Here is a 25,923-nt window from a genome sequence, read left to right on the forward strand (position 1 = left end):
ATTCCTACCATGTGCACCAACAGGAGGAATCGCATGATAGCAACTACCGCCACCATCGAGCGCATCGAGACGCTGCTCGTCGACGTGCCGACGATCAGGCCCCACAAACTGTCGGTCGCCACGATGAATTGCCAGACCCTCGTGCTGGTCCGCGTTCGATGCACGGACGGTATCGAAGGCGTTGGCGAGGCGACCACGATCGGCGGTCTCGCGTATGGCGAGGAAAGCCCCGAGAGCATCAAGGTCAACATCGACACCTACTTCGCGCCGCTGCTGCAAGGCATGGACGCGACTCGCCCGGGCGCCGCGATGGCACGTGCGCGCAAGCTGTTCCAGGGCAACCGGTTCGCGAAATGCGCGCTCGAGACCGCGCTGTTCGACGCGCAGGCGCGCCGCCTCGGCGTGCCGCTGTCCGAGCTGTTCGGCGGCCGCACGACCGATGCGGTCGACGTTGCGTGGACGCTCGCGAGCGGCGACACGCAGCGCGACATCGCGGAAGCCGAGGCGATGCTCGACGCGCGCCGCCATCGCGCGTTCAAGCTGAAGATCGGCTCGAACGTGGTCGACGACGACGTCGCGCACGTGATCGCGATCAAGCGTGCGCTCGGCGAGCGCGGCGACGTGCGCGTCGACGTGAACCAGGCATGGACCGAAACCGACGCGATCCGCGCGGGCGCCCGACTCGCGGAGGCCGGCGTGAGCCTCGTCGAACAACCGATCGCGGCGACCAACCGTGCGGGGCTGAAACGCCTCACGCAGCTCGCGCAGATTCCGATCATGGCCGACGAGGCGCTGCACGGCCCCGTCGATGCATTCGCGCTCGCGCAGGACCGCGCGGCCGACGTGTTCGCGGTGAAGATCGCGCAGTCGGGCGGCCTGCTCGGTGCGGCGAGCGTCGCATCGATCGCGTCGGCCGCCGGCATCGACCTGTACGGCGGCACGATGCTCGAAGGCGCGGCCGGCACGATGGCGTCCGCGCAACTGTTCAGCACGTTCGGCTCGCTGAAATGGGGCACCGAGCTGTTCGGCCCGCTGCTGCTCACCGAGGAAATCCTCGTCGAGCCGCTGCGCTACCAGGATTTCAAGCTGCACCTGCCGGCGACGCCCGGCCTCGGCATCACCTTCGACTGGGCCCGCATCGAACGGATGCGACGCGGCGCCCGCTGATCCCGCATGACACGACAACCGAAACCGGAGACACAGATGAACAAGCAAGCCATCGACGCCCTGCTGAAAACCTTCGACGACGCCGCGGAAAAGCCCGGCAACCCGCGCGTGCGCGCGATCGTCAACCGGATGGTGAGGGACATCTGCTACACGATCGAGGACTTCGACGTGCAGCCGAGCGAGTTCTGGACCGCGCTCAACTTCCTGAACGAAGCCGGCCGTGAATTCGGGCTGATCGCCGCGGGCCTCGGCCTCGAGCGCTTCCTCGACGTGCGCATGGACGAGGCCGAGGAGAAGGCCGGCTTCCAGGGCGGCACGCCGCGCACGATCGAAGGGCCGCTGTACGTCGCGGGCGCGCCGGAATCGGTCGGCCATGCGCGTCTCGACGACGGCACCGATCCGGGCCAGACGCTGATCATGCGCGGTCAGGTACTCGGTCAGGACGGCGCGCCGATCGCGAATGCGCTCGTCGAGGTGTGGCACGCGAACCATCTGGGCAACTATTCGTACTTCGATCAGTCGCAGCCGGCGTTCAACCTGCGCCGCTCGATCCGCACCGATGCCGAGGGCCGCTACAGCTTCCGCAGCGTGCTGCCGGTCGGCTACAGCGTGCCGCCGGGCAGCAAGACCGAACAGTTGCTCGACCAGCTCGGCCGCCACGGCCATCGTCCGGCGCACATCCACTTCTTCGTTTCCGCGGACGGATATCGTAAGCTGACGACGCAGATCAACATCGAAGGCGATCCGCACATCTGGGACGACTTCGCATTCGCGACCCGCGAAGGTTTGATTCCGAAGGTCAAGCAGGCCGAGGGCGCGGAAGGCAAGCCGTATGGCATCGACGGGCCGTTCGCGCTGATCGATTTCGATTTCTCGCTGCTCAAGGACAAGCAGGACGTGCCGGCGAGCGAAGTCGCGCGGGCACGGGCGCAGGCCTGAGCGGCCGTCCCGTTCGACGAATCGACAACGCAAGGAGCACAGGATGCTGTTTCATGTGGAAATGACCGTCCGTCTGCCGACGGACATGGATCCGGTCAAGGCGGCCACGCTGAAGGCCGAAGAGAAGGCGATGTGCCAGCGGCTCATGAACGAAGGGACCTGGCGGCATCTGTGGCGTATCGCGGGGCAGTATGCGAACGTGAGTATTTTCGATGTGGAAAGCGCGCAGCAGCTGCATGACCTGTTGAGCCAGCTGCCGTTGTTTCCGTATATGGAGATGGAGGTGCGGGCGCTGTGCCGGCATCCTTCTTCAGTGCGGGAGGATGATCGGTAACCCGGCGGTCGAGCACGGAAAAAACGGGCGGCCTGCGATCGCATTGCGGGCCGCCCGTTTCATTTCGACATCCGCAGCGTCGGATCAGGTTGCCGCACGGCTACTTCTGCGCCCCCATCTTGTCGGCGACATCGTCGCCATACATCCTCCGTCGCGATGGATTCGCTGCGCGGTCCGTGCGGGCCTATTGTGCAGACGCGCTGCGTCGATCTCCGGAAACGACTCGATTTGACTGCAGGTGTCGATATGCCCACACCGCACGTTCCCGCGACGGCCGCACACGCGCAATCAATACGCGTGCGCAAGATGAGCAGCAAATCCCTCTTTGCCCGGCGCGATCTCCGCCTTCAGCGTCAGCGCCGGAATCTCGTAATCGCCCGCATTCTGGCGCCGGAACGGAATCGGCTGCGCGGTCCACAGTTCGTCCAGCCGCTTGCCGAGCGCAGCACGCGTTTCGTCGAAGCGCACGTCGTTCATCCGCCCCGTCCGGTAGATCACGAACGGCGGCAACACGTCGAACCCCGGGTAATACAGGATCCCGTGCTGGATCGGAAACAGCACGTCGTCGATCGGCCCGTTGATGCCGCGTGCGCTGTAGTGCGACTCCCAGCCGCCCGTCGTGACGATCACCATCGCCCGCTTGCCCGCCAGCGAGCCCTCGCCGTAACGGTCGCCCCAATGCTGGTCGGAGTGTTCGCCGACGCCGTACGCGAAGCCATACGCATACACGCGCTCGACCCAGCCCTTCATGATCGCCGGCATCGAGAACCACCACAGCGGAAACTGCAGGATCACCGCGTCGGCCCACTTCAGCTTGGCCTGTTCGCGCGCGATGTCGTCGCGCTGCGTGCCCGTTTCGAACGCGCGCTTCGAATCGAGCGCGGGATCGAAGCGTGCGTCGGGCGCACGGTCGGTCACGTCATGCGCATCGAACGCAGCCTTCCAGTTCATCGCGTACAGATCGGTCACCTGCACGGCATGGCCCGCGGCTTCGAGATGCTCGACCGCGAAGTCGCGCAACGCGCCGTTCAGCGAACGCGGTTCCGGATGGGCATAAACGATCAGCACATTCATGTTTGTCACTCCGTTGATTGAATGACTGCAGGATGCCGTCGCCGACGGTATATTGGAAATGAATTCCCGATATTCCAGGTATAGCCATGAACAATCTCAGACGACTGGATCTGAACCTGCTGGTCACGCTCGACGTGCTGCTCGCCGAGCACAACGTCACGCGGGCGGCCGAGAAACTGAACATGTCGCAGCCGTCGGTGAGCGTGCAATTGCAGAAACTGCGCGATCTGTTCGGCGATCCGCTGCTGCTGCCGGGGCCGCGCGGGATGCGGCCGACCGCGCGTGCGGAAACGCTGCGCGAGCCGCTGCGGGATGCACTCGAAGCAGTCGAGCGCGCGGTGCTGACGGCCACGCCGTTCGATCCGGCAACCGCGACGAACACATGGCGTGTGGCCGCGACCGACTATGGCGAATCGACGATCGTCCTGCCCGCGCTGAACACGCTGCGATCGGCCGCCCCCGCGACGCGACTCGCCGTCGTCGAGCTCGTGCCGCCGCGCATCGAGCAGGACGCAGAGCGAAACGGCATCGACCTGGCTTTCCACACGACAGAAGGTTCGCCGGAGGGGATGCGGCGCCTGCCGCTGTTCGTCGAGCGCTACGTGCTCGTCGGCCGCGCCGGTCATCCGAAGCTGAAGCGGCGCCCCACGCTCGCGCAGTTCGGCGCGCTGGAACACGTGATCGTGTCGCCCGACGGCGGCGGCTTCTTCGGCGTGACCGACGAAGCGCTCGCGAAAGCGGGCGCCGCACGGCGTGTCGTGCTGTCGGTTCCGCATTTCCTGTTCGTGATGTCGGCCGTCGCCAGCACGGATCTCGTCGCGATGCTGCCCGAGCGGCTGGTGCGCGACGTGCCCGCGCTGCGCGTGGTGGAAGCGCCGGTCGAGGTGCCCGGCTACGAAATGTCGATGTTGTGGCACGAGCGCGTGCATCGCGATCCCGCGCATCGGTGGTTGCGGGAAACGATCGCGGCGTCGGTGTAAATCGTTCGCGAAAGCCGCGCGGTGCGCGCGTCGGCCATCGTCGCCGCCGCGCTCGCTCCCCGTGCCGGCAAACAGACATGCATTCAGGACTTGAAACCGCCCCGAACACTGTATATATTCACAGTGCTTTTGCACCATTTGACCCGAATTCCGTCATCCATGACGGACGGACTTTTGTGAGGCGACCATGTTCCAGTCATCCGCATTCGATCCCGAGCAACCCGGCTTCAACCCCGCGCACTTCGAGCGTGCCGCGCAGCGGGCAGTCGTCGACCTGCAGCGTGTCGTCGGCGGCCCCGCGCAACGCGCGCTCGGCCTGCGACGCCGCACTCATCCGGCCGCCGTCCGCACGATGAGCTGGCAGGCGCTGCTGAACGTCGAGGAACTCGCGTTCTCGAATGCCGGTTTCCTGAGCCGCAACGATCCGGCCGTCGTCGATGCGTTCATCCGCCTGCGCGATAGCCGGCTGGTCGCGGCGGATGTCGAGGAACCGGTCGACTGGCGTCGCGACGACGACGACCTGCCGGCCGTCTACCTGATCGTCAAGGCGATGCTGGAAGCGGAAGAGGAAGAGCGGGCCGAAGCGGCCTGACGTCCGGCGGCCGGTGGCGAATGGCGTTTTGCCAGAATCGCGTCGCCACGTTGCATGGCGACGCGGTGCATCCCTTCCAGGTTGTCCGCATGCCCCGGCACGTCGAATGAGTCACCGCGCGGGAAGTCGCGAGGCGTCGCGCAGGCAGGCCATCGCCGCGTGACGCACTCCGCCGCTTCGCAACCCGGAACGACGCCCGTTACAACCGCGCCGCGAGCCGCGATCCCTGATCGATCGCACGCTTCGCATCGAGCTCGGCCGCCAGTTCCGCGCCACCGATCAGATGCACCGAGCGTCCGGCCGCCTGCAACGGCGCGAGCAGCGCGCGCTGCGGTTCCTGCCCCGTGCACAGCACGATCGTGTCGGCTTCGATCAGTTCATGATCGGTGCGCTGCTCGCCGTACGATACGTGCAACCCGCGCGCATCGATCAGTTCGTAGTTCACGCCGCCGATCATCTTCACCTGCTTCATCTTCAGCGTCGCGCGGTGAATCCAGCCGGTCGTCTTGCCGAGCCCCTTGCCGAGCGGCGCGGCCTTGCGCTGCAGCAGCGTCACTTCGCGAGCCGGCGCCGCGACCTGCGCGCGCGTCACGCCACCGCGCGTCGCCGCCGGATCGGTCACGCCCCACTCCGCTTTCCACTCTTCCAGATCGAGCGTCGGCGACTCGCCGCCCTGCACCAGATATTCGGCGACGTCGAAGCCGATGCCGCCGGCACCGACCACCGCGACACGCCGGCCGACCGGCTGCCCGCCGGCCAGCACGTCGATGTAGCTGAGCACGTTCGGCCCATCCTGGCCGGGAATCTTCGGGTCGCGCGGCGCCACGCCGGTCGCGAGCACGATCTCGTCGTAGCCGCCGGCGATCAGGTCGCTCGCGTCGACGCGACGATTCAGGTGCAGGTTCACGCCGGTCAGCTCGACCTGACGACCAAAATAACGCAGCGCTTCATCGAACTCCTCCTTGCCCGGAATCCGCTTCGCCATGTTGAACTGGCCGCCGATCTCCGGCGCCGCGTCGAACAGGTCGACGTGGTGGCCGCGCTGCGCGAGCACGGTCGAGCACGCGAGCCCGGCCGGCCCGGCGCCGACCACCGCGATACGCTTGGGCTGCTGCACGCGCGTATAAACCAGCTCGGTCTCGTGGCACGCGCGCGGGTTCAGCAGGCATGACGCGATCTTGTTCTTGAACGCGTGATCGAGACACGCCTGGTTGCAGCCGATGCAGGTGTTGATCTCGTCTGCCCGGCCTTGCGCGGCCTTGACGACGAACTCGGCATCGGCGAGCAGCGGGCGTGCCATCGACACCATGTCCGCGCAACCGTCCGCGAGAATCTGCTCGGCCACCTCGGGCCGGTTGATCCGGTTGGTCGTCACGAGCGGAATGCCGACCTCGCCCTTCATCTTCTTCGTCACCCACGCGAATGCGCCGCGCGGCACGGAGGTCGCGATCGTCGGCACGCGCGCCTCGTGCCAGCCGATCCCCGTATTGATGATGGTCGCGCCCGCGCGCTCGACGGCCTTCGCGAGCTGCACGGTCTCGCTCCAGTCGCTGCCGTCCGGAATCAGGTCGAGCATCGACAGCCGGTAGATCAGGATGAAGTCGCGGCCGACCGCCTCGCGCGTGCGCTCGATGATCTCGATCGGCAGCCGGATCCGGTTCTCGTACGAACCGCCCCACTGGTCGCTGCGCTTGTTCGTATGCATCGAGATGAACTGGTTGATCAGGTAGCCCTCGGAGCCCATGATCTCGACGCCGTCGTAGCCGGCCTCGCGCGCAAGCTGCGCGCAGCGGACGAACGCGCGGATCTGCCGCTCGACGCCGCGCGCGCTGAGTTCGTGCGGCGCGAACGGCGAGATCGGCGACTTGATCTTCGACGGCGCGACCGCGAACGGGTGGTAGCCGTAGCGGCCGGTATGCAGGATCTGCAGCGCGATCTTGCCGTCGTCCGCATGCACGGCATCGGTGATCACGCGATGGCGCCGCGCGCCGGCCGACGTCATCAGCGTGCCGCCGAACGGCTTGGTCCAGCCGGCCACGTTCGGTGCGAAGCCGCCGGTCACGATCAGGCCGACGCCGCCGCGCGCGCGTTCCGCGAAATAGTCGGCGAGCCGCGGCAGCGTCTTGCGGCTGTCCTCGAGGCCCGTGTGCATCGAGCCCATCAGCACCCGATTCTTCAGCGTGGTGAAGCCGAGGTCGAGCGGCGCGAGCAGGTGGGGAAAGGAAGTCGTCATGGTGGGTCTGCCGATAATCGATACGTGCCATCGTAGGCCGCGCGCCGCCTTGAACGTGAGGGGGCAAACAGCCATAATGCTTGTCATTTCCGGCCAAATCGACATGACCTCCCCGTCACGCAAGGACCACCTCGGGCTACGCCGGCCGACGATTCCGGTCGCCTATACGCGCCTGCTGCTGCAGGCGCTCGCCGAGCGCGGCGTCGATCCGGCCGCCGTGCGCGCGGGAACCGGGCTGCGCGACGCCGTGCTGGCCGAGCCGGACGCGCGCGTCGCGCCGTCGCAATGGGGCCGGCTCGTGCTCAACGCGATCGAGATCGGCGGCGATCCGGGCATCGGGCTCGCGTTCGGGCTGCTGCTGAAGCCGACCGTGCACGGCTTCCTCGGTTATGCGACGCTGACCGCGCGGGACATCCGCGAAGCACTGGTCGTCACGCAGCGCTACTTCCGGATGCGCAACCGCCAGTATCGGCTGACCTATGCGGAGGACGAACACGGCGCGACGCTCGAACTGCACGGCGTGCAGGCAAGCCCCGTGCTGCAACATCACGTGATGTTCGAGTTCGTGCTGACGGGGCTCGCGCAGAACATCTCGCAGTGGTCCGGGCGCGCATCGCCGCCGATCGCGCTGCGCTTCGCATGGCCGCAGCCCGATTACTTCGCACGCTATCGCGACCAGCTGCCGCCGGTCGAATTCGGCTGTGCGGCGAACGCGCTGTGGATCGCCCGCGACGTACTCGACTGGCCGCTGCCGCTCGCCGACGAAGTCGCGCACCGGCAAGCGCTCGTGCAGGTCGAACGCGAGTATGCGCAGGTGCGTCAGGAGGAAGGCGATCTCGTCGAGCGCGTGCGCGCGGAACTGGCGCGAACGGCCGGCAACTATTCAAGTCCGGAGGCGCTCGCCGACGCGCTGCTCGTGTCGACGCGCACATTGCGGCGCCGGCTCGAGGAAGCCGGGTCGAGCTACCGGCAACTGCTCGACGAAGCGCGGTTTCGCGACGCGAAGCAGTTGTTGTCCGCGTCGGATCTCGACCTGAAGACGATCGCCGAGCGGTTGCAGTTCACCGATCCGGCGAATTTCACGCGCGCATTCCGGCGCTGGGCCGGGCAGACGCCGAGAGCCTATCGGGAAGCGGCCGCCGCAACCACGCGCGAATGACCGGCGAACGCAGGCGGCACCACGCGCCCCGTCGGGATTTCATCGGTCGGTCGAACGGCAATCGGCCGCTGCGTGCCGAGCACGATCCTGCGTTCGGCGTTCGGCCTGATTGCGTGGTCCGACATCCGGCGGGCCGCACGACCGGGCCGCAAGCGCGAGATGGCCGGCAAGAAATGCGCGGTCGTTCGTGCGGGAAGATCCGCCGCACACCGGCTTCCTCCAAGCCGGCGAGCGCGTGACGCGTCAGCCGCGGACGTCGATCCGCGCACAGCCGTCGCCCTCGCCTGCCTCGATCCGCACGTCGCCCGTCGCGGCGACGATCGCGTCGTACACCGCATCGTTCACGCACACCACCGGCACCGCGATCGCATACAGTTCGGCGGCGACGATCGCGCCGATCGAGATGATCAGGTCGCGCTCCTTCAGCACGATCCCGACCGGCCCCGTGCCGTTGCGCACCGCTTCCGCGAGCACGCTGCTGCTCGAACTCGATCCCTTCGCGTGCGGCATCACCATGATCCGGCCGGCCAGGCTGGCGCCCGCCTGCGGATGCCCGCGATCGACGATCCGCCCCGCGCCCGAGTCGTAGCCGCCCCAGAAGCTGAGCGGCTTGTCGAGCACGATCGTCTTCGCGCATGCGCTGCCCGGCACGAGCGTATCGCCCGTCAGTTTCCGAACGATTGCCTCAGTCATCGAATCGCACCTTTCCCTCGAACGCGGAGCGCACGCACTCGCGCATGCTGCCGTACGCCACCGTGACGCCAATGTTCGCGGGCGCGTACGACGCCCACTTCCCCGAGTTCGTCATCACCAGGCCCGACAGCTGTTTCATCACCGGCGTGATGTACGTGCAGGTGTCGACGACGATCTGGATGCCGCGCGCGTCGAACTTGGGGGCAAGCCCGAGCTCGTCCAGTTCCCACAGGATGAAGCGGCTCGTGTTCACGTAGAAATCGCACTTCGGCTTGCCGTCGAACGAGTCGAGCAGCGCGTCGAGCGTGCGGAATTCGGCCAGCGAGAAGTGCGGCGTGCCGAGCGCGACCGCGACGAGCGCATCGCCGGCCGCACCATGGTTCAGCGTGCGGCGGATCTCGTCGAGATCGGCCATCGCGACATCGACGGTTCGCTGCGGCGCCTGCCCGTGCAGCGCGGCGTCGAGCGTCGGCGCCTCGGGCGTGACGCCCACCGCATGGAACAGCGCGACCGCGCCGCTCGATGCGGCGGCCGCGCCGAGCGCCTTGAGTTCGTCTTCGGTGGTGTCGGCCGGCAGCCCGACGATCGCCGGCACGGTTGCGCCGGCGATCCGGCCGATCAGCAATCCGAGCGCCGCGAAGTAGATGTCGCGCGACGGCCGGTTGCCGAAGTCCGGCGCGTTGAACACGATCCGTGCCGCGCGATTCGATTCGACGTGCAATCCCGCATACGGCGCGCGCCCGGTGATCGCGGCGGCCAGATCGAGAAAGTCGCCGTAGCGGCTGGTGCGCGCGCCGAGCACCGAGTTGGCGAACACGATCGCATTGGATTCGGCCCACGCGATCTGCTCGCCCAGGCGCGGACGATTCTTCAGTTGATACGGCGCGCACGTGAAGCTGGACTCGCAGCCGAGCTGGAGATGCGCGTCCATCAGGCGTTGCGCGTCGCGCTGGATCGTGCGGTCGCCGTGATACAGCTCGGGATGGATCAGGTCGAGCGACCCGACGTTCAGCGTGGTCGGCACCGCGACCTGCGCGCCGGTGTCGACGAAATATTCGACGAAGTCGAGGCTGGTCTGGCCATGGTAAAGACAGCCGTCGATATGCGCGGACGTGATGTCGATCAGGTGCGGCGCCGACATGACTTCGGCCGTGCGCGCGACGATCCGCATCGCGCGCGCGACGCCGTCGCCGAATGCACCGCGCAACATCGCGTCGTCGCGCTCGCTTAACTGCAGCATGGGGAGGCTCCTCGTGTCTCGTCCGGTGGATCCGGATCGCTTTTGTCATACTACCGCGCGTTGCGCCTATCGCTGCGCGGTCAGGCTGAACAGCTCGTCGCGCAGCGCCTTGGCGCGGCCGTGGCCGAACTGCGCCTCGAACTCGTCCTGCGCGGCCTGCCACGCGACTTTCGCCTGCGCGAAGGTGCGCTCGCCGAGCTTCGTCAGGCTGAGCGCATGCGCGCGCGCGTCATGCTCGGATGCGGCCGCGGCGACGAAGCCGTCGCGCTGCAGCGGCTTCAGCGCGCGCAACAGCGTCGTGCGATCCATCACCAGCGTGTCGGCGAGTTCGCTCATCACCAGGCCGGGCCGGTGCGACAGATTCGCCATGATCGAGAACTGCGCGGGCGTGACGCCGACCGGGGCCAGATGTCGCTCGTAAAGTTGCGTGACGAAGCGCGCCGCCTGACGCAGCGCGAGGCAATTGCAAGCCTGGGCGATCTGGATATCGTTCATGAACGGCAATTTATATGTGCATATGCATAAAGTCAATGTACACTCCGCCGTAACATGGCCGGGCCGGCCGCGTGCATCAGGCGCCCCGCCATCACCTCGAGGAGACGGACATGGACTACATCGACAAGCTGCGGATCTTCCGGTCGGTGGTGGAAATGCGCAGCTTCACGCGCGCCGCCGACATGCACGGCCTCGCGCGGCCGGTCGTGTCGCGGGCGGTCGCGGATCTGGAGGCGCGCTTCGGCAGTCGTCTGCTGCACCGGACCACACGCCAGGTCTCGCTGACCGAGACCGCCGAGCGCATCTACGAACGCTGCGCGGCCGTGCTCGACGAACTCGATTCGCTGGAAGCGCAGGCGCAGTCGCACACGCGCGAGCCCGAGGGGCTGCTGCGCCTCGTCGCGCACACGACGGCCGCGCTCAACCGGCTCGTGCCGCTGATCGCCGGCTTCAAGGCCGCGCATCCGAAGGTGCGCCTCGACGTCACGCTGACCGAGCGCCCGGTCGACCTCGTCGGCGAAGGCTACGACATAGGCATCGTCGTGCCGTACATGCTGACGAGCGAGACGACCGTCGTGCGGCTGGTCGAACGCATCCCCGTCGTGATCGTCGCGACGCCCGCGTATCTGCGCACGCATCCGCGTCCCGAAACGCCGACCGACCTCGCCGGTCATGCGTTCGTCCCGATGTCGCCGTCGCTGCGCCGGCCCGCGCTGTCGTTCCGCGTCGACGGTGACACGCTGATCGTGCCGTTGAGCTTCGACATCTCGTCGAACAGCCCCGTCTTCAACCGCGAAATGGTGATGCACGACTTCGGTATCGGCGCCGTGCCGAGAACGCTCGTCGAAGCAGAGCTCGCGTCGGGCGCGCTCGTGCAGTTGCTCGACGATGCCGACCTCGTCGACGCGTTCGTCGACATCAAGCTCGCTTACGCGAACCGCGCGCTGCTGCCGGCGAAGGTCAAGGCGTTCATCGACTACACGGCCGCGTACTGCGACCGCGAAGGCGGGATTGTTCCGGCCGCCGCCTGATCCGGCGCGAAAACGCGCCGTTCCATCGTCGATTGGTACAGCCACGGCACCAATCTGATCCCGCACCGCCACTCGCTTCAGGCCGGTCCGCGACCTAACATGTGCACATGCACAAGACCACGCTTACCGATGATGATTGCTTCGCGGTCCGTCAAGCCGCCCGGCGGATCTCGCAGTTCTACGAGCGCTACCTGTCGCGGGCGGGCGTCACGCCGTCGCAGTACAGCATTCTCGCGCTGCTGCGGGAGCGCCCGGGTGTGACGATGGCGATGCTGTCGGCAGCGCTGGTGATCGAGCGCACCGCGCTGTTGCGCGCGCTCAAGCCGCTGGTCGGCGCGGCGCTGGTCATGGGCAGGATCGAGCCACGTTGCCGCCGCCAGACGTTCGCGCTGACCGCGCAAGGCGAAACGAAGATCGCCGAAGCGCAGGTGCACTGGCTCGCCGCGCAGGAGGCGTTCGAGCAGCGGTTCGGGTCGGCGCAGGCCGCCCGCCTCAGAGACGAATTGTTCCGGATCACGCACAACCTCCCGGAACGCTAACCCCCTCCCCGATCGGCGACGCGTCGTCGGTCGCTTCAGTAAGTGCATATACATAGGTGATTCGATGGAAACGACCCAAGCCGCCGCCTCCCGCGAGGCAGCCACAACCGACCGGCCGGCAAGGCAGCAACGCCGCGTACCGTGGATGCGTATCGCGGTGGCCGCCGTCGTCGTCGCGGTCGCGGCCGCGGCGCTCGACTGGCTGTTCGTGCTGCGCTTCCAGGAAAGCACCGACGACGCATACGTCGGCGGCGACGTCACGGTGCTCGCGCCGAAGGTAAACGGCTTCGTCGACAAGATTCTCGTGACCGACAACCAGCGCGTGAAGGCCGGCGACGTGCTCGTGCAGCTCGATGCGCGCGACTACGATGCAAAGCTCGCGCAGGCGAGCGCCGAAGTCGACAGCGCGCGCGCCGCGGTGGCCGAACTCGAAGCGAAGCAGCAACTTCAATACGCGGTGATCGGCCAGCATGCCGCGGACAAGAATGCGTCGTCCGCCGAGCTCACGCGCGCGTCGTCCGACCGTGTGCGCTACCGCGAGCTCGTGAAATCCGATGCGGTGTCGAACCAGATCGTCGAACGCGCGGACGCCGATTATTCGAAAGCGGATGCGGCCGTCGCGCGCAGCGACGCCGCGCTGCTCGCATCGAAGCGGCAGCTGGACGTGCTCGGTGCGCAGCTCGTCGATGCGCGGGCCCGCGTGAACACGGCACTCGCCGCGCAACGCGTCGCGGCGCTCAACGTCGAGTACACGACGATCCGCTCGCCCGTCGACGGTTACGTCGGCAACCGCACGGGCCGCGTCGGGATGCTCGCGAACGTCGGCGTGCCGCTGCTGACGGTGGTGCCCGTGTCCGGGCTGTGGATCGACGCGAACTTCAAGGAAGACCAGCTGCGCAAGATGCGCGCCGGCGATCGCGTCGACGTCGCGCTCGACGCGTCGAGCACGCGCCTGCACGGCCGCGTCGACAGCCTGGCGCCCGCGACCGGTGCGACCTTCAGCGTGCTGCCGCCCGAGAACGCGACCGGCAACTTCACGAAGATCGTCCAGCGCGTGCCGGTGCGCGTGCATCTCGATCCGCAGCCGGGCATCGAGCACGTGCTGCGTCCAGGCCTCTCCGCGGTCGTGACCGTGCATACCGACCACGCGAACTGAACGGGAGCCTGCGATGACCACCGCCTTTTCCGGCGACCCCGCGTCGCAACCGACGAAGCAGCGCGTCTTCGCGTTCGCGCTGATGTGCGTCGGCTTCTTCATGGCGACGCTCGACATCCAGATCGTCGCGTCGTCGCTGCGCGACATCGGCGGCGGCCTGTCCGCGAGCCAGGACGAGTTGTCCTGGGTGCAGACGGCCTACCTGATCGCCGAGATCATCGTGATCCCGATGTCGGGCTGGCTGTCGAAAGTGATGTCGACGCGCTGGCTGTTCGTCGCGTCGGCCGTCGGCTTCACGATCACGAGCATGCTGTGCGGACTCGCGTGGGACATCAACTCGATGATCCTGTTCCGCGGGCTGCAGGGCGCGCTCGGCGCCGCGATGATCCCGACCGTGTTCACGACCGCGTTCGTGCTGTTTCCGGGCAAGCAGCGGCTGATCGCGTCGACGACGATCGGTGCGCTCGCGTCGCTCGCGCCGGCGATCGGGCCGGTGATCGGCGGCTGGATCACCGATCAATGGTCGTGGCACTGGCTGTTCTACCTGAATCTCGTGCCGGGCATCGCAGTGGCCGCGCTCGTGCCGCGCTACGTGCACATCGACGAACCCGATCTCAGCCTCATCAAGCGCGGCGACTATCTCGGCATCGCGCTGATGTCGGGCTTCCTCGGCTGCCTCGAGTACGTGCTGGAAGAAGGCCCGCGCAAGAACTGGTTCAGCGACGATGCGATCGTCATCTGCGCGTGGATCTCCGGCATCTGCGGCTTCCTCTTCATCGTGCACGCACTGACCGCGGAAGACCCGGTCGTCGACCTGCGCGCGCTCGCCGTGCGCAACTTCGGGATCGGCAGCCTGCTGTCGTTCGTGACGGGCATCGGGATCTTCGTCACGGTGTTCCTGACACCGCTGTTTCTCGCGCAGGTGCGCGCGTTCAGTTCGTTGCAGATCGGCATCGCGCTGCTGTCGGTCGGTGCGTTCCAGCTGATCGCGCTCTGCGCGTATGCGTTCGCCGCACGCTACCTCAGCTTGCGCGTGCTGCTCGTGTTCGGGCTGATCTGCTTCGGCCTCGGCTGCTATCTCTACACGCCGATCACGCATGACTGGGGCTGGCGGGAGCTGCTGCTGCCGCAGGCGCTGCGCGGCATCGGTCAGCAATTCAGCGTGCCGCCGATCGTCACGATGGCACTGGGCTCGCTGCCGCAGTCGCGGCTGAAGTCGGCGAGCGGCCTGTTCAACCTGATGCGCAACCTCGGCGGTGCGATCGGCATCGCGGTGAGCGCGACGATGCTCAACGACCGGCTCAACTTCCACTACCTGCGCCTGAACGAACACGTGAGCGCCGGCGAGCCGCAGGTCGCGTCGCTGCTCGACCGCCAGGCCGCGTACTGGACCTCGGTGGCCGGCAACACGCTCGATACCGCGCAGGCCGGCCTCGCGAACCTGCATCGCCTGATCTATCGCGAAGCGCTGACGCTCACCTACGCGGATGCGTACTACGCGCTGTCGCTGTGCTTCGTGGTCGCGCTGGTTGCCGTCGCGTTTTCCCGTCCCATCACCCTGAACGCGCCGCCGCCGGACGCGCACTGAAGCCAAGGTCGTCATCATGAAAAAGCTACTCGTCGCGCTGGCCGTCAGCGCATTCGCCGCCGGGTGTGCGGTGCAGCCCGCGCAGCACCCGGCGCTGCACGATTCCGTGCAATCGCTCGCGCCCGCCGCGTGGGACACCGACGTGCCGCGTGCGGACATCGACGCCGCCGCATGGTGGGCGCAGTTCAACGATCCCGTGCTCGACCGGCTGATCGCGACCGTGCTCGACGGCAACCTCGATCTGCAGGCCGCGGCCGAACGCGTGAAGCAGGCGCAGGCGCTGACCGTGCAGAAGCGCGCGGTGCTGCTGCCCGAACTCGACGCGACCGCGCATGCGGCCGACGCGCGCCAGAATACGCCGCCGCCGCTCGGCTACGTGCGGCAGGCCGGCGCGGGACTCGCGCTGAGCTGGTCGCCGGACGTGTTCGGCGGCGAGCGGCTCGACCTGCTGGCCGCGCAGGCCGAGCTGGTCGGGCAAAAGCACGCGGAAGACGCGATGCGGCTCGCGCTCGCGGCCGATACGGCCTCGGCCTATGTCGACCTGCGCTGGGCGCAGCAGGAGCTGCAGATTCTCCTGGACAACGCGGCGATCCGCCGGCATGCGCTCGAACTCACGCGCAAGCGGCAGGCGTTCGGGCTGTCGACGGAACTCGACGTCACGCGCGCGCAGAACCAGCTCGATGCGCTCGAAGCGCGGATTCCGCCGACGCGCGCGCAGATCGCGCATCAGCTCAACCTGATCGCCGTGTATTCGGGCCGCACGCCCGAGTCGAACGACCGGATCATGCTCGCGCAGGCCGGCGCGATTCCGGCGCCGCCTGCCGGGTCGCCCGCCACGCTGCCATCGCAGGCGCTGCTGCGCCGGCCGGACGTGCTCACCGCCTACGCCCAGGTCGAGCGGCGCGCGGCGCAGGTCGGTGTCGCGAAGGCCGAGCGGTATCCGAAGTTCTCGCTGAACCTGACGGACGGGATTCTGGCCGCGTCGTACCTCGGGTTGCCGACGCTGACCGACAACCTGTTCAGCGCGGCGTTGAGCGCGACGAGCCCGATCTTCAACGCGGGGCGAATCACCGCCGACATCACGCAAAGCGAAAGCCGGATGCGCGAGTCCGAGCTCGGGTTGCGGCAGACGATGCTGCAGGCGCTGCGGGAAGTCGAGGATGCGCGTGCGAACCTCGTCAGCAGCGATGAAGCGACGCGGCGCCTCGACAGCGCGCTCTCGGCCTCGGACAAGGCGCTCGGGCTGGCGAACCAGCTCTACAAGGGCGGCGCGACGGATTTTCTGGACGTGCTGTCGGCGCAGGAAGTCTATCTGCGGGATTCGGATGCGCTCAATCAGGTCCGGCGAGAGCATGCGCTGGCGGCGGTCGCGTTGTATCGATCGCTCGGCGGCGGGTGGAGCAGGAACGAGGCGGCGGGTGAAGCGCAGGCCGTGGCCGCCACCGCCGCGCACGATTGACCGCGGCCGCCGTGCGAGGCCGGCGCCGTCGTCCGTGCGCGGAAGGCCGGGCGTGCGGCGCGATCAGCCCACGTCCGGCCACCGGTATCCGATCACCTCGCTCACCGGATACGCAAGTTCGCGCACCTCTTCCAGCTGATTGCCGCCGAACAGGTGTACACGCTCGTCGTCGTGACGCAGATAGAACCCGACGTGCCCCTTCCAGCTCACGGGGTCGTCGCGCGTCAGAATCGCGATGCAACCGTACACCGGGCGCTCCAGCGGCCGCCCCCATTCGAGCCACGAACGCGCGAGCGCCGACCCCGTACCGCGGATGCCGGCATGCGTCATGCACCAGTTGACGAACGACGAGCACCACGAAATCTTGTCGTCGTAGCCGACGAGGTTCGTGTGGTTGTTGTACTCGACGATGCGCGGATTGATGCTGCCGGGCGGGAAGCGGCGAATGCCCAGCTCGGCCAGTGCGATGGCCATCCACGGCGGATGGCCGGCTTGCGGGTTGCCCTCGGGGTTCGATCGGATCACGACGGCCTCGGATTCGGTTGTCGGAACGGATCGTGAATCTTCTCACGAATGCGTCGGTATGACAGCGTCGGCTCGGGCCGCCCCGGTTGCGAGGTCGGACGGAATTCGTGATTGCTACACGCGTTTTCGATATCCTTGCGCTACTCCACCGTCACCGATTTCGCCAGGTTCCTCGGCTTGTCGATATCCGCGCCGCGCAGGCAAGCGGCGTGATACGCGAGCAGTTGAAGCGGCACGACGTGCAGGATTGGCGACAGCAGCCCGTAGTAATCCGGCATTCGCAGCACCGACACGCCTTCGCTGTTGTCGATCCGCGTATCGGCATCGGCGAATACGTAAAGCTGCCCGCCCCGCGCCCGCACTTCCTGCATGTTCGACTTGAGTTTCTCGAGCAGCGTGTCGTTCGGCGCAATCGTCGCGACCGGCATTGCGTGCGTCACGAGCGCGAGCGGCCCGTGCTTCAGTTCGCCGGCCGGATACGCTTCCGCGTGGATGTACGAAATCTCCTTCAGCTTCAGCGCCCCTTCGAGCGCGATCGGGTAATGCAGCCCGCGCCCGAGGAACAGCGCGTTCTCGTGCATCGAGAATTCCGCGGCCCAGCGCTCGATCTGCTGTTCGAGCGCGAGGACGTCCTCGAGCGCGCTCGGCAGCCGTCGCAACTGCGTCGTATAACGCGCGAGCTGCGCATCGTCGACGTAGCCGCGCAGCCGGCCGAGCGTCACCGCGAGTATGAACAGCGCGACGAGCTGCGTCGTGAACGCCTTGGTCGACGCGACGCCGATTTCCGGGCCCGCGCGCGTCAGGAACCGCAGGCCGGTCTGACGCATCATCGCGCTGGTCGGCACGTTGCAGATCGCCAGCGTATCGATGTGGCCGAGCGCCTGCGCATACTTGAGCGCGGCGAGCGTGTCGGCAGTCTCGCCGGATTGCGACACGCTGACCACCAGCGTATTCGGCAGCGCGAGCGCGTCGCTGTAACGGTATTCGCTCGCGATCTCGACCTGCGCGGGCAGGCGCGCGATCGTCTCGAGCCAGCGGCGCGCGGTCAGGCCGGAATAGTGACTCGTGCCGCACGCGAGAATCAGCACGTTGTCGATCTGTTCGAACGCGCGCGCGGCATCCGGGCCGAATATCGCCGGATCGAACAGCCCCGCATCGGGAATCGTCGCGGCCACGGCCTGAGGTTGCTCGAAAATTTCCTTCTGCATGAAATGCCGGTACGGCCCGAGCTCGACCGCGGCCTGCGCCGACGAGACGGTCTGGATCGGGCGATCGACCGGCGTGCCGCCGCGTTCGAGGATTCTCACACCGCCCGGCGTCAGTTCGACGATGTCGCCTTCCTCGAGAAAGATGAAGCGATCGGTGATGCCCGCGAGCGCGAGCGCGTCGGACGCGAGAAAGCATTCGTCATCCTTCAGGCCGACGACGAGCGGCGAACCCACCCGCGCGCCGATCAGCCGTTGCGGCTCATGCTTGCTGAACACCGCGATCGCATAGGCGCCGTGCAGCTGCGACGTCGCATCGCGCACGGCGGCGAGCAGATCGCCGCGATACTTGCTGTGGATCAGATGGGCGACGACCTCCGTATCGGTCTGGCCATCGAACTGGTAGTTTTCGTCAGACAGTTGCCTGCGCAACGTTTCGTGATTCTCGATGATGCCGTTGTGCACGAGCGCGATTTCGTCGCGCGAGAAGATCGGATGCGCATTGCAGGTCGCAGGCGCGCCATGCGTCGCCCACCGCGTATGCGCGATGCCGGTGCTGCCGGACAGCCCGGCGCTGCGCACGTGTGCGTCGAGATCGGCGACGCGCGACACACTGCGTTCTCGGCGCGCCTGCCCGTCGACGACGGTCGCCACGCCGCATGAATCGTAGCCGCGATATTCGAGGCGGCGCAAACCTTCAATCAGAATCGGAACGATGTTCCGTTGCGCGACCGCGCCGACGATGCCACACATGACACGTCTCCTTCCCGTTGTTCAATCATGAACCGTGCGCCATTGCGTCAGCGCGATCCGGTCACCGTTGCCGACGCCGTCGTGAAACCGCATTGAGCGTGTGCGAGCGGCTCGGCCGTCCGGCCTTCGAATGCCAGGTAAAGCGCTTCCTCCATTACATTCCAGTGCGTGCCGTGTCGATACGGGCCCGATCGCGCATACCAGCAGGCGACTGTGCTCCAGTCGTTCATCTTGAATGCGACCAGCGCGATCAGCCCCCACGGAAAATCGGAGCCGGCGAGTTGCGTCCAGGTCTTGCCGTACTTCTGCATCCATTGCGCGTAGATCGTCTCGCTCGACTGGTCGGGCACCTGGATGCCGGACAGGATAGGAACGATCTGCGCGACTTTCGCCGGATAGAAGCGCGTGTCGCCGATCTTCTGCGTGCTCGCGCGAAAGCCGGATTGCGTACCGCGCCAGAACACCTTGAGGATCGCCGCCGAAAGCCGGTCGGCGCGCTGGCTCCAAGGGGCCGCGTGCGCGTACTCGGCACGGCGCACGTAATACGCGGCAAGTGCCTGGAACGCGCTGTGCACCTCGACGTTGTCCATCAGCAGCGCGACGTGCAGCGACGACGAGATCTCGTAGACGCCGCTCGTCTTGTCGAGCAGCGTATCGAGATGCACGCCGGCCCGGCTCAGGCTGAGCTCCCACGCGGCCGGCATCCCGTCGGGAGGCGCAAAGCGCGCGAGCAGCTCGATCCATGTCGCCATCATCGCGTCGTCCGCGTCGGCTTCCGCGCACCGGCTGACCTGTCCGGCCTTCACGCAATAGCGATCGAAGCCGCCGTCCAGACGCTGGCGCGGCAACACCCATGCGATCCATGCGAGCGCCGCCTGACGGGCATCCATGCGGGTGTCGGCAGCGGCAAGCAGTGCCTTGGCCGCGAAATAAGGATCGATGCCGGCGCCGTTCAGGCGCACGGTGATCGCGCCGTCCGGGCGTTGATACAGCCCGTCGAGCTGGAGTTCGGCAGCGCCCGCGTGCAGCACGGCGCAACACGCGGCGACGCAACAGGCAACGTGCCACGCGCGGCACAGCCTGACGGCGGCCGCCAGGCACACGCGTGCAGCCGGAAAAAGCGCGGGCCATTTCATGATCGGGGGCTCCTGCGCGGCAGTCCTGCGCAATCGTCGCCGAACGCGACGTTGGCCGCGTCGCGCCCGGCGAATGTGTCGACGGTGTGGCTCCGCTCACCCTGGCGCCGGTGAACCCGAGTCAGAATCGGAACGATGTCCCGTTGCGCGGCCGCGCCGACGATCCCACACATGACACGCCTTCCTCCCTTTTCCCGTTCAAGGACCGTGCGCCGTGGTGTCAGTGCGATCCGGTCACCGCAATGCCCGCCGTCGCGAACCCTCGTTCGGCAGACCCGAGCGCGTCGGCTACCGGCCGCGATGTGCGATCAAGCGCGACATGCACGCCGACCAGCTCGGCGCATGCCGCCTTGCCCGCAGAATTCGTCGTATTGATCTTCCCGTCCTTTCGTCGCCGCTCGAACGCGTTGGGGGCACGCCCGTCCTCTTGAAACAAGCAAGCGGTGAGCCATGAATCGCCCCGCCGCGTGGTGCAAGGGCCTGCGCATACTCGATCGACACACACCAGACACGGATCGTGAGTTTTTGATTCACCGGCGAATCAGCGTTCGCGTCCTTCGCAAGCGGGAATCTTCCGCCTGCCGAACACGAATGCCTTGCGCGACACCATTTCGGTAAACCCACCGCTGCGGGAAGTCGTTGCATGGCCTCTGTTCGGCAAGTACCTGCTCGTCGATCTGTCATCGTGCGGGTCGAGACGACCCGTCCCGGGCTTGCGTTACAGATGCGCAACGTTTCTCGCCGGCCGGGTCGGGCGATGCGCGCGACCCGATGCGCCGGGAGAAGCATTCGCACAGAGACAGTGCCGGAAATCCGCAGACGTCCCGCATATTTTCCATACAAGATTCGCATATCGAAATGATTCAAGGCGCCTGGAACGGCGCGTGCGGTTCTATCGGCAGCTGCTGCGCGACGCAAGTCGCCATGCTTCGAATCGCATGACCGGAGCGATGCAGCGAACGGTCAGATGTTTGTCCGCGTCGTGGCAGAGCGCCGCGACTGCTCGCGTAGCAATTGTGAAACGTTCCGCGGCGATCCACGTGTGCGAAGCGACTCTGGCCCGCTCACCGGGCCGCTGGTTTGAATATTGCTCTATCGGTAGCAGCAACAGGTACAAGTGCGCCGCGACGCGATGATGTGCGCAACCTGACGGACAGACGTGGCGATCTGCGCAGCGAGGAACACACATGACGTGATTGACCGAACAACGGACGGCCGTAGTCCGACGATTGCGTGGCGGAGACCGCGCGGACAAAAAGCGGCGCGCTCGTCCGGCAACACCGCTGCATGTCGCGCGGCCGGCGCCGGCCGGTGCGGCCGCATGCGGGGGGCGGGACGGGTCGCCTGCATCGATGCTTGGTGCCATGTGCCGGGACTTCCGGCGCGAAGAAGCTCAACGAGGACAACGATGAAAAAGATCTTGCTTGTGTTCGGGACTCGACCGGAAGCCATCAAGATGGCGCCGCTCGTCCGCGCGCTGAAGGCGCGAAGGGATGTAGACGCCAGGGTATGCGTCACCGCCCAGCATCGGGAAATGCTGGATCAGGTGCTCACCTTGTTCGACATCAAGCCAGACTACGATCTCAATCTGATGCGCCAGAGCCAGACGCTGACCGACGTGACGACGGGCATTCTTCAGGCGATCGGAATCGTCTTCGACGACTCGCGCCCCGACGTTGTCCTGGTGCATGGCGACACGACCACGACCCTGGCCGTCAGTCTCGCGGCGTTCTACCGTTATCTGCCGATCGGACACGTGGAAGCGGGCCTGCGCAGCGGCGACATCTGGTCGCCGTGGCCGGAGGAATTGAATCGCCGCGTGACCGATGCGGTGTCGTCATGGCATTTCGCGCCGACCGGCCGGGCGCGCGACAACCTGTTCAGCGAAGGTGTGCCGGTCGGCGCGGTCGTAATGACGGGCAACACCGTGATCGATGCGCTGCACGACGTCAAACGCATGCTCGACCACGACACGGTGCTCAACGACAAGGTCGCCGCGCACTTTCCCTTTCTCGATCCGTCCCGCCGCGTCGTGCTGATCACCGGCCATCGCCGCGAGAGCTTCGGCGAGCCGTTCCGGCATTTCTGCGAGGCACTCTGCACGCTCGCGAACCGCTATCGCGATGCGCAGTTCGTCTATCCGATGCACCTGAATCCGCACGTGCGCGAGCCGGCGCGTGCGCTGCTCGGCAGCGTGCCGAACATTTACCTGATCGAGCCGCAGGAATATCTTTCGTTCGTATTCCTGATGTCGCGCTCGCATTTCATCATCACCGATTCAGGCGGCATCCAGGAGGAAGGGCCCGCGCTCGGCAAGCCGGTGCTCGTCACGCGCGAGACGACCGAGCGGCCCGAAGCGATCCAGGCCGGTACCGCGCGGCTCGTCGGCACGGACCAGGACCGAATCGTCTGGGAGGCGTCGCGGCTGTTCGACAGCGAAAGCGCATACGAGGAAATGGCGCGCGCGAGCAATCCGTATGGCGACGGCCATGCGAGCGAGCGGATCGTTCACGCGCTGATGCATTCGCCGGGGGCGAGTGCGAATGCGACGAGCTTTTCGCTGGGGGCCGCCGAGATGCCGTTCAACGCGCTCGCGCTGGGGTTGCAGGCGTTGCGGTCGCCTTGAATGCGGTCATCGGGCGATATGCCGACGGGCGGCGACGCGCGATGTCGCCGCCCGTCGTTGGTCGGATGCGAACCGCCGTCCCTCGTCGTCGAATCGCGCCGTGCGAACACAGACCGCCGGCGTCCGCTACCGGACCACGGCATCGGCCATCGATTGCGCCTGCGCGACGAGCCGCAGGTAGATCCGCTGTGACACCACCTGCCTGGCGAAACATGCCTGCCGCGCGTCCTCGGGCACGCGCCCCGCGCTGCACGCCACGATCGGGCGCAGCGTCACGCTCTTCCACTGGATATAAACCCGTTCGCCCTGCCGGACCGACACGGCCAGCGTGTTCGGCCCGTCCGGCACGCCGTCCTGGCTTTCACCCAGCAGCCACGCCTTCACCACGCCGTCGGCCGGCTGCCGCTTGACGGGCAACTCGGCGAAGCGAAACGCAGCGGCGTCGTCGCTGAATATGTCCGTGTAAAGCGTTTCATTGTCGAGAATCGCGGCCACGTCGTCCGTCGGCTTGATGCCCGCATCCGCCGTGCTCGCCCACGCCTTCAGCAACGGAACCGTCGTCACGACGAGATTCGTCTTGCCGTCGGCCGACTTGAAGGCCAGCCCGTCCGGCCCCGGCGGCACCCCGTCGACGGGGCCGACGCTCTGCACCGTGCCCGCCGCCGTCGCGGCAAACCCTTTCGCCCGGACCGTGCCGATGAGCCGGGCGAGCCGTGCATTCACGTCGGCCGTGTACTGCCGGTCGACACTCGGCCGATCTTCCGTTCGTGCCGCCACCACGGCCGCCGCAGCCTTCTTCCGATAAGCAAGATACGAATCCGCCGGCGACGCAATCACCTTCGCCCCGACTGCGGCGAGCGCCGCCGCGACCACCACCGCCCCTACCCCGACCTTCAGTCTTGAAATGCGCTTCATTTTTATGACGTACCGAATCCCGCGCCAACAGCGAAAACGTCCGCCGAGATCCCGCGGCCGACGTCCCTGAGAAGCGCATCATTCTAACGTCGCGCGCGCTTCATTCATCAACCTTGAATGCCGATACCAGCCGCGTCAGTTCCGCCGCCTGCTGCTTCAGGCTTTCCGCCGCCGCGGCGCTTTGCTCCACCAGCGCCGCATTCTGCTGCGTCATCTGATCGAGCGACTGCACCGCGTCGCCGATCTGGTCGATGCCGGCGCTCTGTTCAAGGCTCGCCTCGGCGATCTCGCGCATCATCGCGCTGACGCCCTGCACCTGCGATACGACGTCGCTCATCACCTTCCCGGCCTCGCTGACGAGCCGCGACCCGGTGTTCACGGTCCCCGCGCTGTGCTCGATCAGCGCCTTGATCTCCTTCGCCGCCTGCGCGCTGCGCTGCGCGAGGTTGCGCACTTCCGACGCAACGACCGCGAACCCGCGTCCCTGCTCGCCGGCGCGCGCGGCCTCGACCGCCGCATTCAGCGCGAGGATGTTCGTCTGGAACGAGATACTGTCGATCATCACGATGATCTCGGAGATGCGCTGCGACGCATCGCTGATCTGCTCCATCGTCGTCACGACTTCACCCACGACGTGCCCGCCGCGCGTCGCCGTATCGGATGCGCCGGTGATCAGCTTCGCGGCCGTCGTCGCGGTTTCGGTGTTGTTGCGCACGACCGCCGTGATTTCCTCCATCGACGAAGCCGTCCGCTCGAGGTTGCTCGACTGCCCTTCGGTCCGCTCGCTGAGGTCCGCATTGCCCGACGCGATCTGCGCGGATCCGGTCGCGATCGACGCGGACGCAGCGCGAATCCGGTGAACGAGCGTCGACAACGACGACACGAAGCGGTTGAACGCGTCCGACAGCTGGCCGATCTCGTCCTCGCTCTCGACCGTCATCCGGCGCGTCAGGTCGCCCTGGCCGCTCGCGATCTCCGACAGCAGCGTCGCCGCGCGGCGGATCGGCGCGGCGATCGCGCGTCCGACCAGCCAGATCACGACCAGCGCGACGCCGAGGCCCGCGACCGCGGCGACCAGCGCCGCGCTGCGAATCGCACGCGTCACCGGGCCGAGCAGTTCGGCCTGCGGCACTTCGACGACCACATACGCATTCAGCTCCGGAATGAACGACGTCGCGATGAAGCGCGCACCGCTGTCGCCGTCGTAGCTCAGGTACGCATACGGCTTGCCGGCCAGCAGCGTCGACGACGCATCACCGGGCAGCCCCGGTTCGTCCTTCAGGAAGTGCTTGCCGTCGATCAGCGACGTATCGCGATGCATCATGATCGCGCCGTCGGGGCGCACGAGGAACGCGAACCCGGTATCGCCGATCCGGTACGCGGCGATCCCCTTCGCGAGCGCATCGACGGACAGGCTCATGCCGGTCGCGCCGACGGGCGTGCCGCCGAGTTCCACACGGCTGTTGATGAACAGCATGTAGCCGCCGGCCGTGACCTCGCGATCCAGGTTCACTTCGTAGGGCTTGCCCGACGCGAGGAAGGTCGCGAGCCAACGATCCTCGTCGGTGACCTTCCGCTGCAGGCCGGCCTCGTTGTAGTAGTTGCCGCTCTTCTTCGACGCCCACTGCACGGACGCCGCCTTCTGCTCGTCCTTCACGTTCCTCGCCAGCTCGGTCCAGCTGCGCGTGCCGGCGTCGGGCTCGCCGTCGGCTTCCCATTGCAGCAGGAACGCATCGCGCGCGAGGACACGCGATGCGGCGATCGGCCCGGCCATCTGACGCTGCACGTCGGCGCGGATGCCGCTCACGGCCGTCGGCAGCGCTTCGCGGACGACGCGATCGCGCACGGCGTTGCCGATCAGGCGGACACTCAACCCGCTCGAGATCGCGACGAACACGAGCAGGCAGCTCGTCATGCTGAGAATCAGCTTGTTCTGAATGGACAGCGTGCGCCAGAAATGCATGGGGAACCCTCGATAACCGCTCGGTCTGAGCCAGCTTGGGTTATCGGCAGGCGCGCGCGGAATCGCATCGCCGGGTTCAGATGTTTGCCATGCGGGATCCGATATGTCGTTGACGGATGAC

General features: G+C 66.9%; 22 protein-coding genes. 12 read left to right on the plus strand and 10 right to left on the minus strand.

Annotation, left to right across the window (positions count from 1 at the left end):
• Positions 1 to 33 precede the first annotated feature (33 nt).
• Genes WS75_RS01770 through catC form a run of 3 tightly spaced genes read left to right on the plus strand, consistent with a single transcriptional unit; the run spans position 34 to position 2,440 of the window.
• Positions 34 to 1,167, plus strand: coding sequence for a muconate/chloromuconate family cycloisomerase (locus WS75_RS01770; RefSeq protein WP_059678883.1), 1,134 nt, complete (start codon positions 34 to 36; stop codon positions 1,165 to 1,167).
• A gap of 36 nt (positions 1,168 to 1,203) precedes the next feature.
• Positions 1,204 to 2,106, plus strand: coding sequence for a catechol 1,2-dioxygenase (catA, locus tag WS75_RS01775; protein ID WP_059678884.1), 903 nt, complete (start codon positions 1,204 to 1,206; stop codon positions 2,104 to 2,106).
• A 43-nt stretch (positions 2,107 to 2,149) separates the two neighbouring features.
• A complete protein-coding gene (gene catC / locus WS75_RS01780; RefSeq protein WP_059678885.1) occupies positions 2,150 to 2,440 on the plus strand; it encodes a muconolactone Delta-isomerase in 291 nt (96 codons plus the stop codon).
• 288 nt (positions 2,441 to 2,728) lie between these two features.
• Here catC and WS75_RS01785 read toward each other — a convergent pair whose 3' ends face one another.
• Positions 2,729 to 3,514 carry an NAD(P)H-dependent oxidoreductase gene (locus tag WS75_RS01785; RefSeq protein WP_059678886.1) on the minus strand — a complete coding sequence of 262 codons (786 nt, stop codon included), beginning with the start codon at positions 3,512 to 3,514 and terminating at the stop codon, positions 2,729 to 2,731.
• An 86-nt stretch (positions 3,515 to 3,600) separates the two neighbouring features.
• On the opposite strand from WS75_RS01785, the gene WS75_RS01790 reads away from it, so the two are divergent.
• Positions 3,601 to 4,494 carry a LysR family transcriptional regulator gene (locus WS75_RS01790; protein WP_059678887.1) on the plus strand — a complete coding sequence of 298 codons (894 nt, stop codon included), beginning with the start codon at positions 3,601 to 3,603 and terminating at the stop codon, positions 4,492 to 4,494.
• Positions 4,495 to 4,681: 187 nt separating this feature from the next.
• Complete coding sequence (locus tag WS75_RS01795) at positions 4,682 to 5,086, plus strand: DUF2471 family protein (RefSeq protein WP_059678888.1); 405 nt, start codon at positions 4,682 to 4,684, stop codon at positions 5,084 to 5,086.
• Positions 5,087 to 5,285: 199 nt separating this feature from the next.
• On the opposite strand, the gene WS75_RS01800 is transcribed toward WS75_RS01795, so the two are convergent.
• Positions 5,286 to 7,319 carry an NADPH-dependent 2,4-dienoyl-CoA reductase gene (locus WS75_RS01800; protein WP_059678889.1) on the minus strand — a complete coding sequence of 678 codons (2,034 nt, stop codon included), beginning with the start codon at positions 7,317 to 7,319 and terminating at the stop codon, positions 5,286 to 5,288.
• Positions 7,320 to 7,395: 76 nt separating this feature from the next.
• Between WS75_RS01800 and WS75_RS01805 the strand changes: the two genes are divergently transcribed.
• Positions 7,396 to 8,478 carry an AraC family transcriptional regulator gene (locus WS75_RS01805; protein WP_059678890.1) on the plus strand — a complete coding sequence of 361 codons (1,083 nt, stop codon included), beginning with the start codon at positions 7,396 to 7,398 and terminating at the stop codon, positions 8,476 to 8,478.
• 243 nt (positions 8,479 to 8,721) lie between these two features.
• Here WS75_RS01805 and WS75_RS01810 read toward each other — a convergent pair whose 3' ends face one another.
• The 3 genes from WS75_RS01810 to WS75_RS01820 all read right to left on the minus strand — a co-directional run bounded on the left by WS75_RS01810 (position 8,722) and on the right by WS75_RS01820 (position 10,906).
• On the minus strand, positions 8,722 to 9,171 hold the full coding sequence (locus WS75_RS01810; protein ID WP_059678891.1) for an aconitase X swivel domain-containing protein: 450 nt from the start codon (positions 9,169 to 9,171) through the stop codon (positions 8,722 to 8,724).
• The gene (locus tag WS75_RS01815) at positions 9,164 to 10,411 is read right to left on the minus strand and encodes an aconitase X (protein WP_059678892.1); all 1,248 of its coding nucleotides are present in this window, start codon (positions 10,409 to 10,411) and stop codon (positions 9,164 to 9,166) included. The genes WS75_RS01810 and WS75_RS01815 overlap by 8 nt, the downstream gene beginning before the upstream one ends.
• A 66-nt stretch (positions 10,412 to 10,477) precedes the next feature.
• Positions 10,478 to 10,906, minus strand: a complete 429-nt coding sequence (locus WS75_RS01820; protein WP_059678893.1) for a MarR family winged helix-turn-helix transcriptional regulator — start codon at positions 10,904 to 10,906, stop codon at positions 10,478 to 10,480.
• A 110-nt stretch (positions 10,907 to 11,016) separates the two neighbouring features.
• Between WS75_RS01820 and WS75_RS01825 the strand changes: the two genes are divergently transcribed.
• The 5 genes from WS75_RS01825 (at position 11,017) to WS75_RS01845 (ending at position 16,679) form a co-directional block, all read left to right on the plus strand.
• Positions 11,017 to 11,937 (plus strand): LysR family transcriptional regulator, encoded by a 921-nt coding sequence (locus WS75_RS01825; RefSeq protein WP_059678894.1) that lies wholly within the window; start codon positions 11,017 to 11,019, stop codon positions 11,935 to 11,937.
• Positions 11,938 to 12,044: 107 nt separating this feature from the next.
• Positions 12,045 to 12,476: a MarR family winged helix-turn-helix transcriptional regulator gene (locus WS75_RS01830; RefSeq protein ID WP_059678895.1), complete on the plus strand. Its 432-nt coding sequence runs from the start codon at positions 12,045 to 12,047 to the stop codon at positions 12,474 to 12,476.
• 64 nt (positions 12,477 to 12,540) lie between these two features.
• On the plus strand, positions 12,541 to 13,632 hold the full coding sequence (locus WS75_RS01835) for an HlyD family secretion protein (RefSeq protein WP_059678896.1): 1,092 nt from the start codon (positions 12,541 to 12,543) through the stop codon (positions 13,630 to 13,632).
• A gap of 13 nt (positions 13,633 to 13,645) precedes the next feature.
• Entirely contained in the window at positions 13,646 to 15,220 is a 1,575-nt protein-coding gene (locus WS75_RS01840; protein ID WP_059678897.1) for a DHA2 family efflux MFS transporter permease subunit, read from the plus strand.
• Positions 15,221 to 15,236: 16 nt separating this feature from the next.
• Positions 15,237 to 16,679, plus strand: a complete 1,443-nt coding sequence (locus WS75_RS01845) for an efflux transporter outer membrane subunit (protein WP_059678898.1) — start codon at positions 15,237 to 15,239, stop codon at positions 16,677 to 16,679.
• A gap of 63 nt (positions 16,680 to 16,742) precedes the next feature.
• Here WS75_RS01845 and WS75_RS01850 read toward each other — a convergent pair whose 3' ends face one another.
• The 3 genes from WS75_RS01850 to WS75_RS01860 form a co-directional block, all read right to left on the minus strand.
• On the minus strand, positions 16,743 to 17,153 hold the full coding sequence (locus WS75_RS01850; protein WP_059678927.1) for a TIGR02594 family protein: 411 nt from the start codon (positions 17,151 to 17,153) through the stop codon (positions 16,743 to 16,745).
• 191 nt (positions 17,154 to 17,344) lie between these two features.
• Positions 17,345 to 19,162, minus strand: a complete 1,818-nt coding sequence (glmS, locus tag WS75_RS01855) for a glutamine--fructose-6-phosphate transaminase (isomerizing) (RefSeq protein ID WP_059678899.1) — start codon at positions 19,160 to 19,162, stop codon at positions 17,345 to 17,347.
• Positions 19,163 to 19,209: 47 nt separating this feature from the next.
• Complete coding sequence (locus WS75_RS01860; protein ID WP_059678900.1) at positions 19,210 to 20,298, minus strand: hypothetical protein; 1,089 nt, start codon at positions 20,296 to 20,298, stop codon at positions 19,210 to 19,212.
• A gap of 1,408 nt (positions 20,299 to 21,706) precedes the next feature.
• Here WS75_RS01860 and wecB point away from each other — a divergent pair.
• On the plus strand, positions 21,707 to 22,924 hold the full coding sequence (wecB, locus tag WS75_RS01870) for a non-hydrolyzing UDP-N-acetylglucosamine 2-epimerase (RefSeq protein WP_059678902.1): 1,218 nt from the start codon (positions 21,707 to 21,709) through the stop codon (positions 22,922 to 22,924).
• Positions 22,925 to 23,050: 126 nt separating this feature from the next.
• Here the strand turns inward: wecB and WS75_RS01875 are convergent, their stop codons facing one another.
• On the minus strand, positions 23,051 to 23,839 hold the full coding sequence (locus tag WS75_RS01875) for a hypothetical protein (protein ID WP_059678903.1): 789 nt from the start codon (positions 23,837 to 23,839) through the stop codon (positions 23,051 to 23,053).
• Positions 23,840 to 23,939: 100 nt separating this feature from the next.
• Positions 23,940 to 25,802: a methyl-accepting chemotaxis protein gene (locus WS75_RS01880; protein ID WP_059678904.1), complete on the minus strand. Its 1,863-nt coding sequence runs from the start codon at positions 25,800 to 25,802 to the stop codon at positions 23,940 to 23,942.
• Positions 25,803 to 25,923: the final 121 nt, after the last annotated feature.

The sequence above is a fragment of the Burkholderia sp. FL-7-2-10-S1-D7 genome (assembly GCF_001524185.1).
Classification (GTDB): Bacteria; Pseudomonadota; Gammaproteobacteria; order Burkholderiales; family Burkholderiaceae; genus Burkholderia; species Burkholderia diffusa.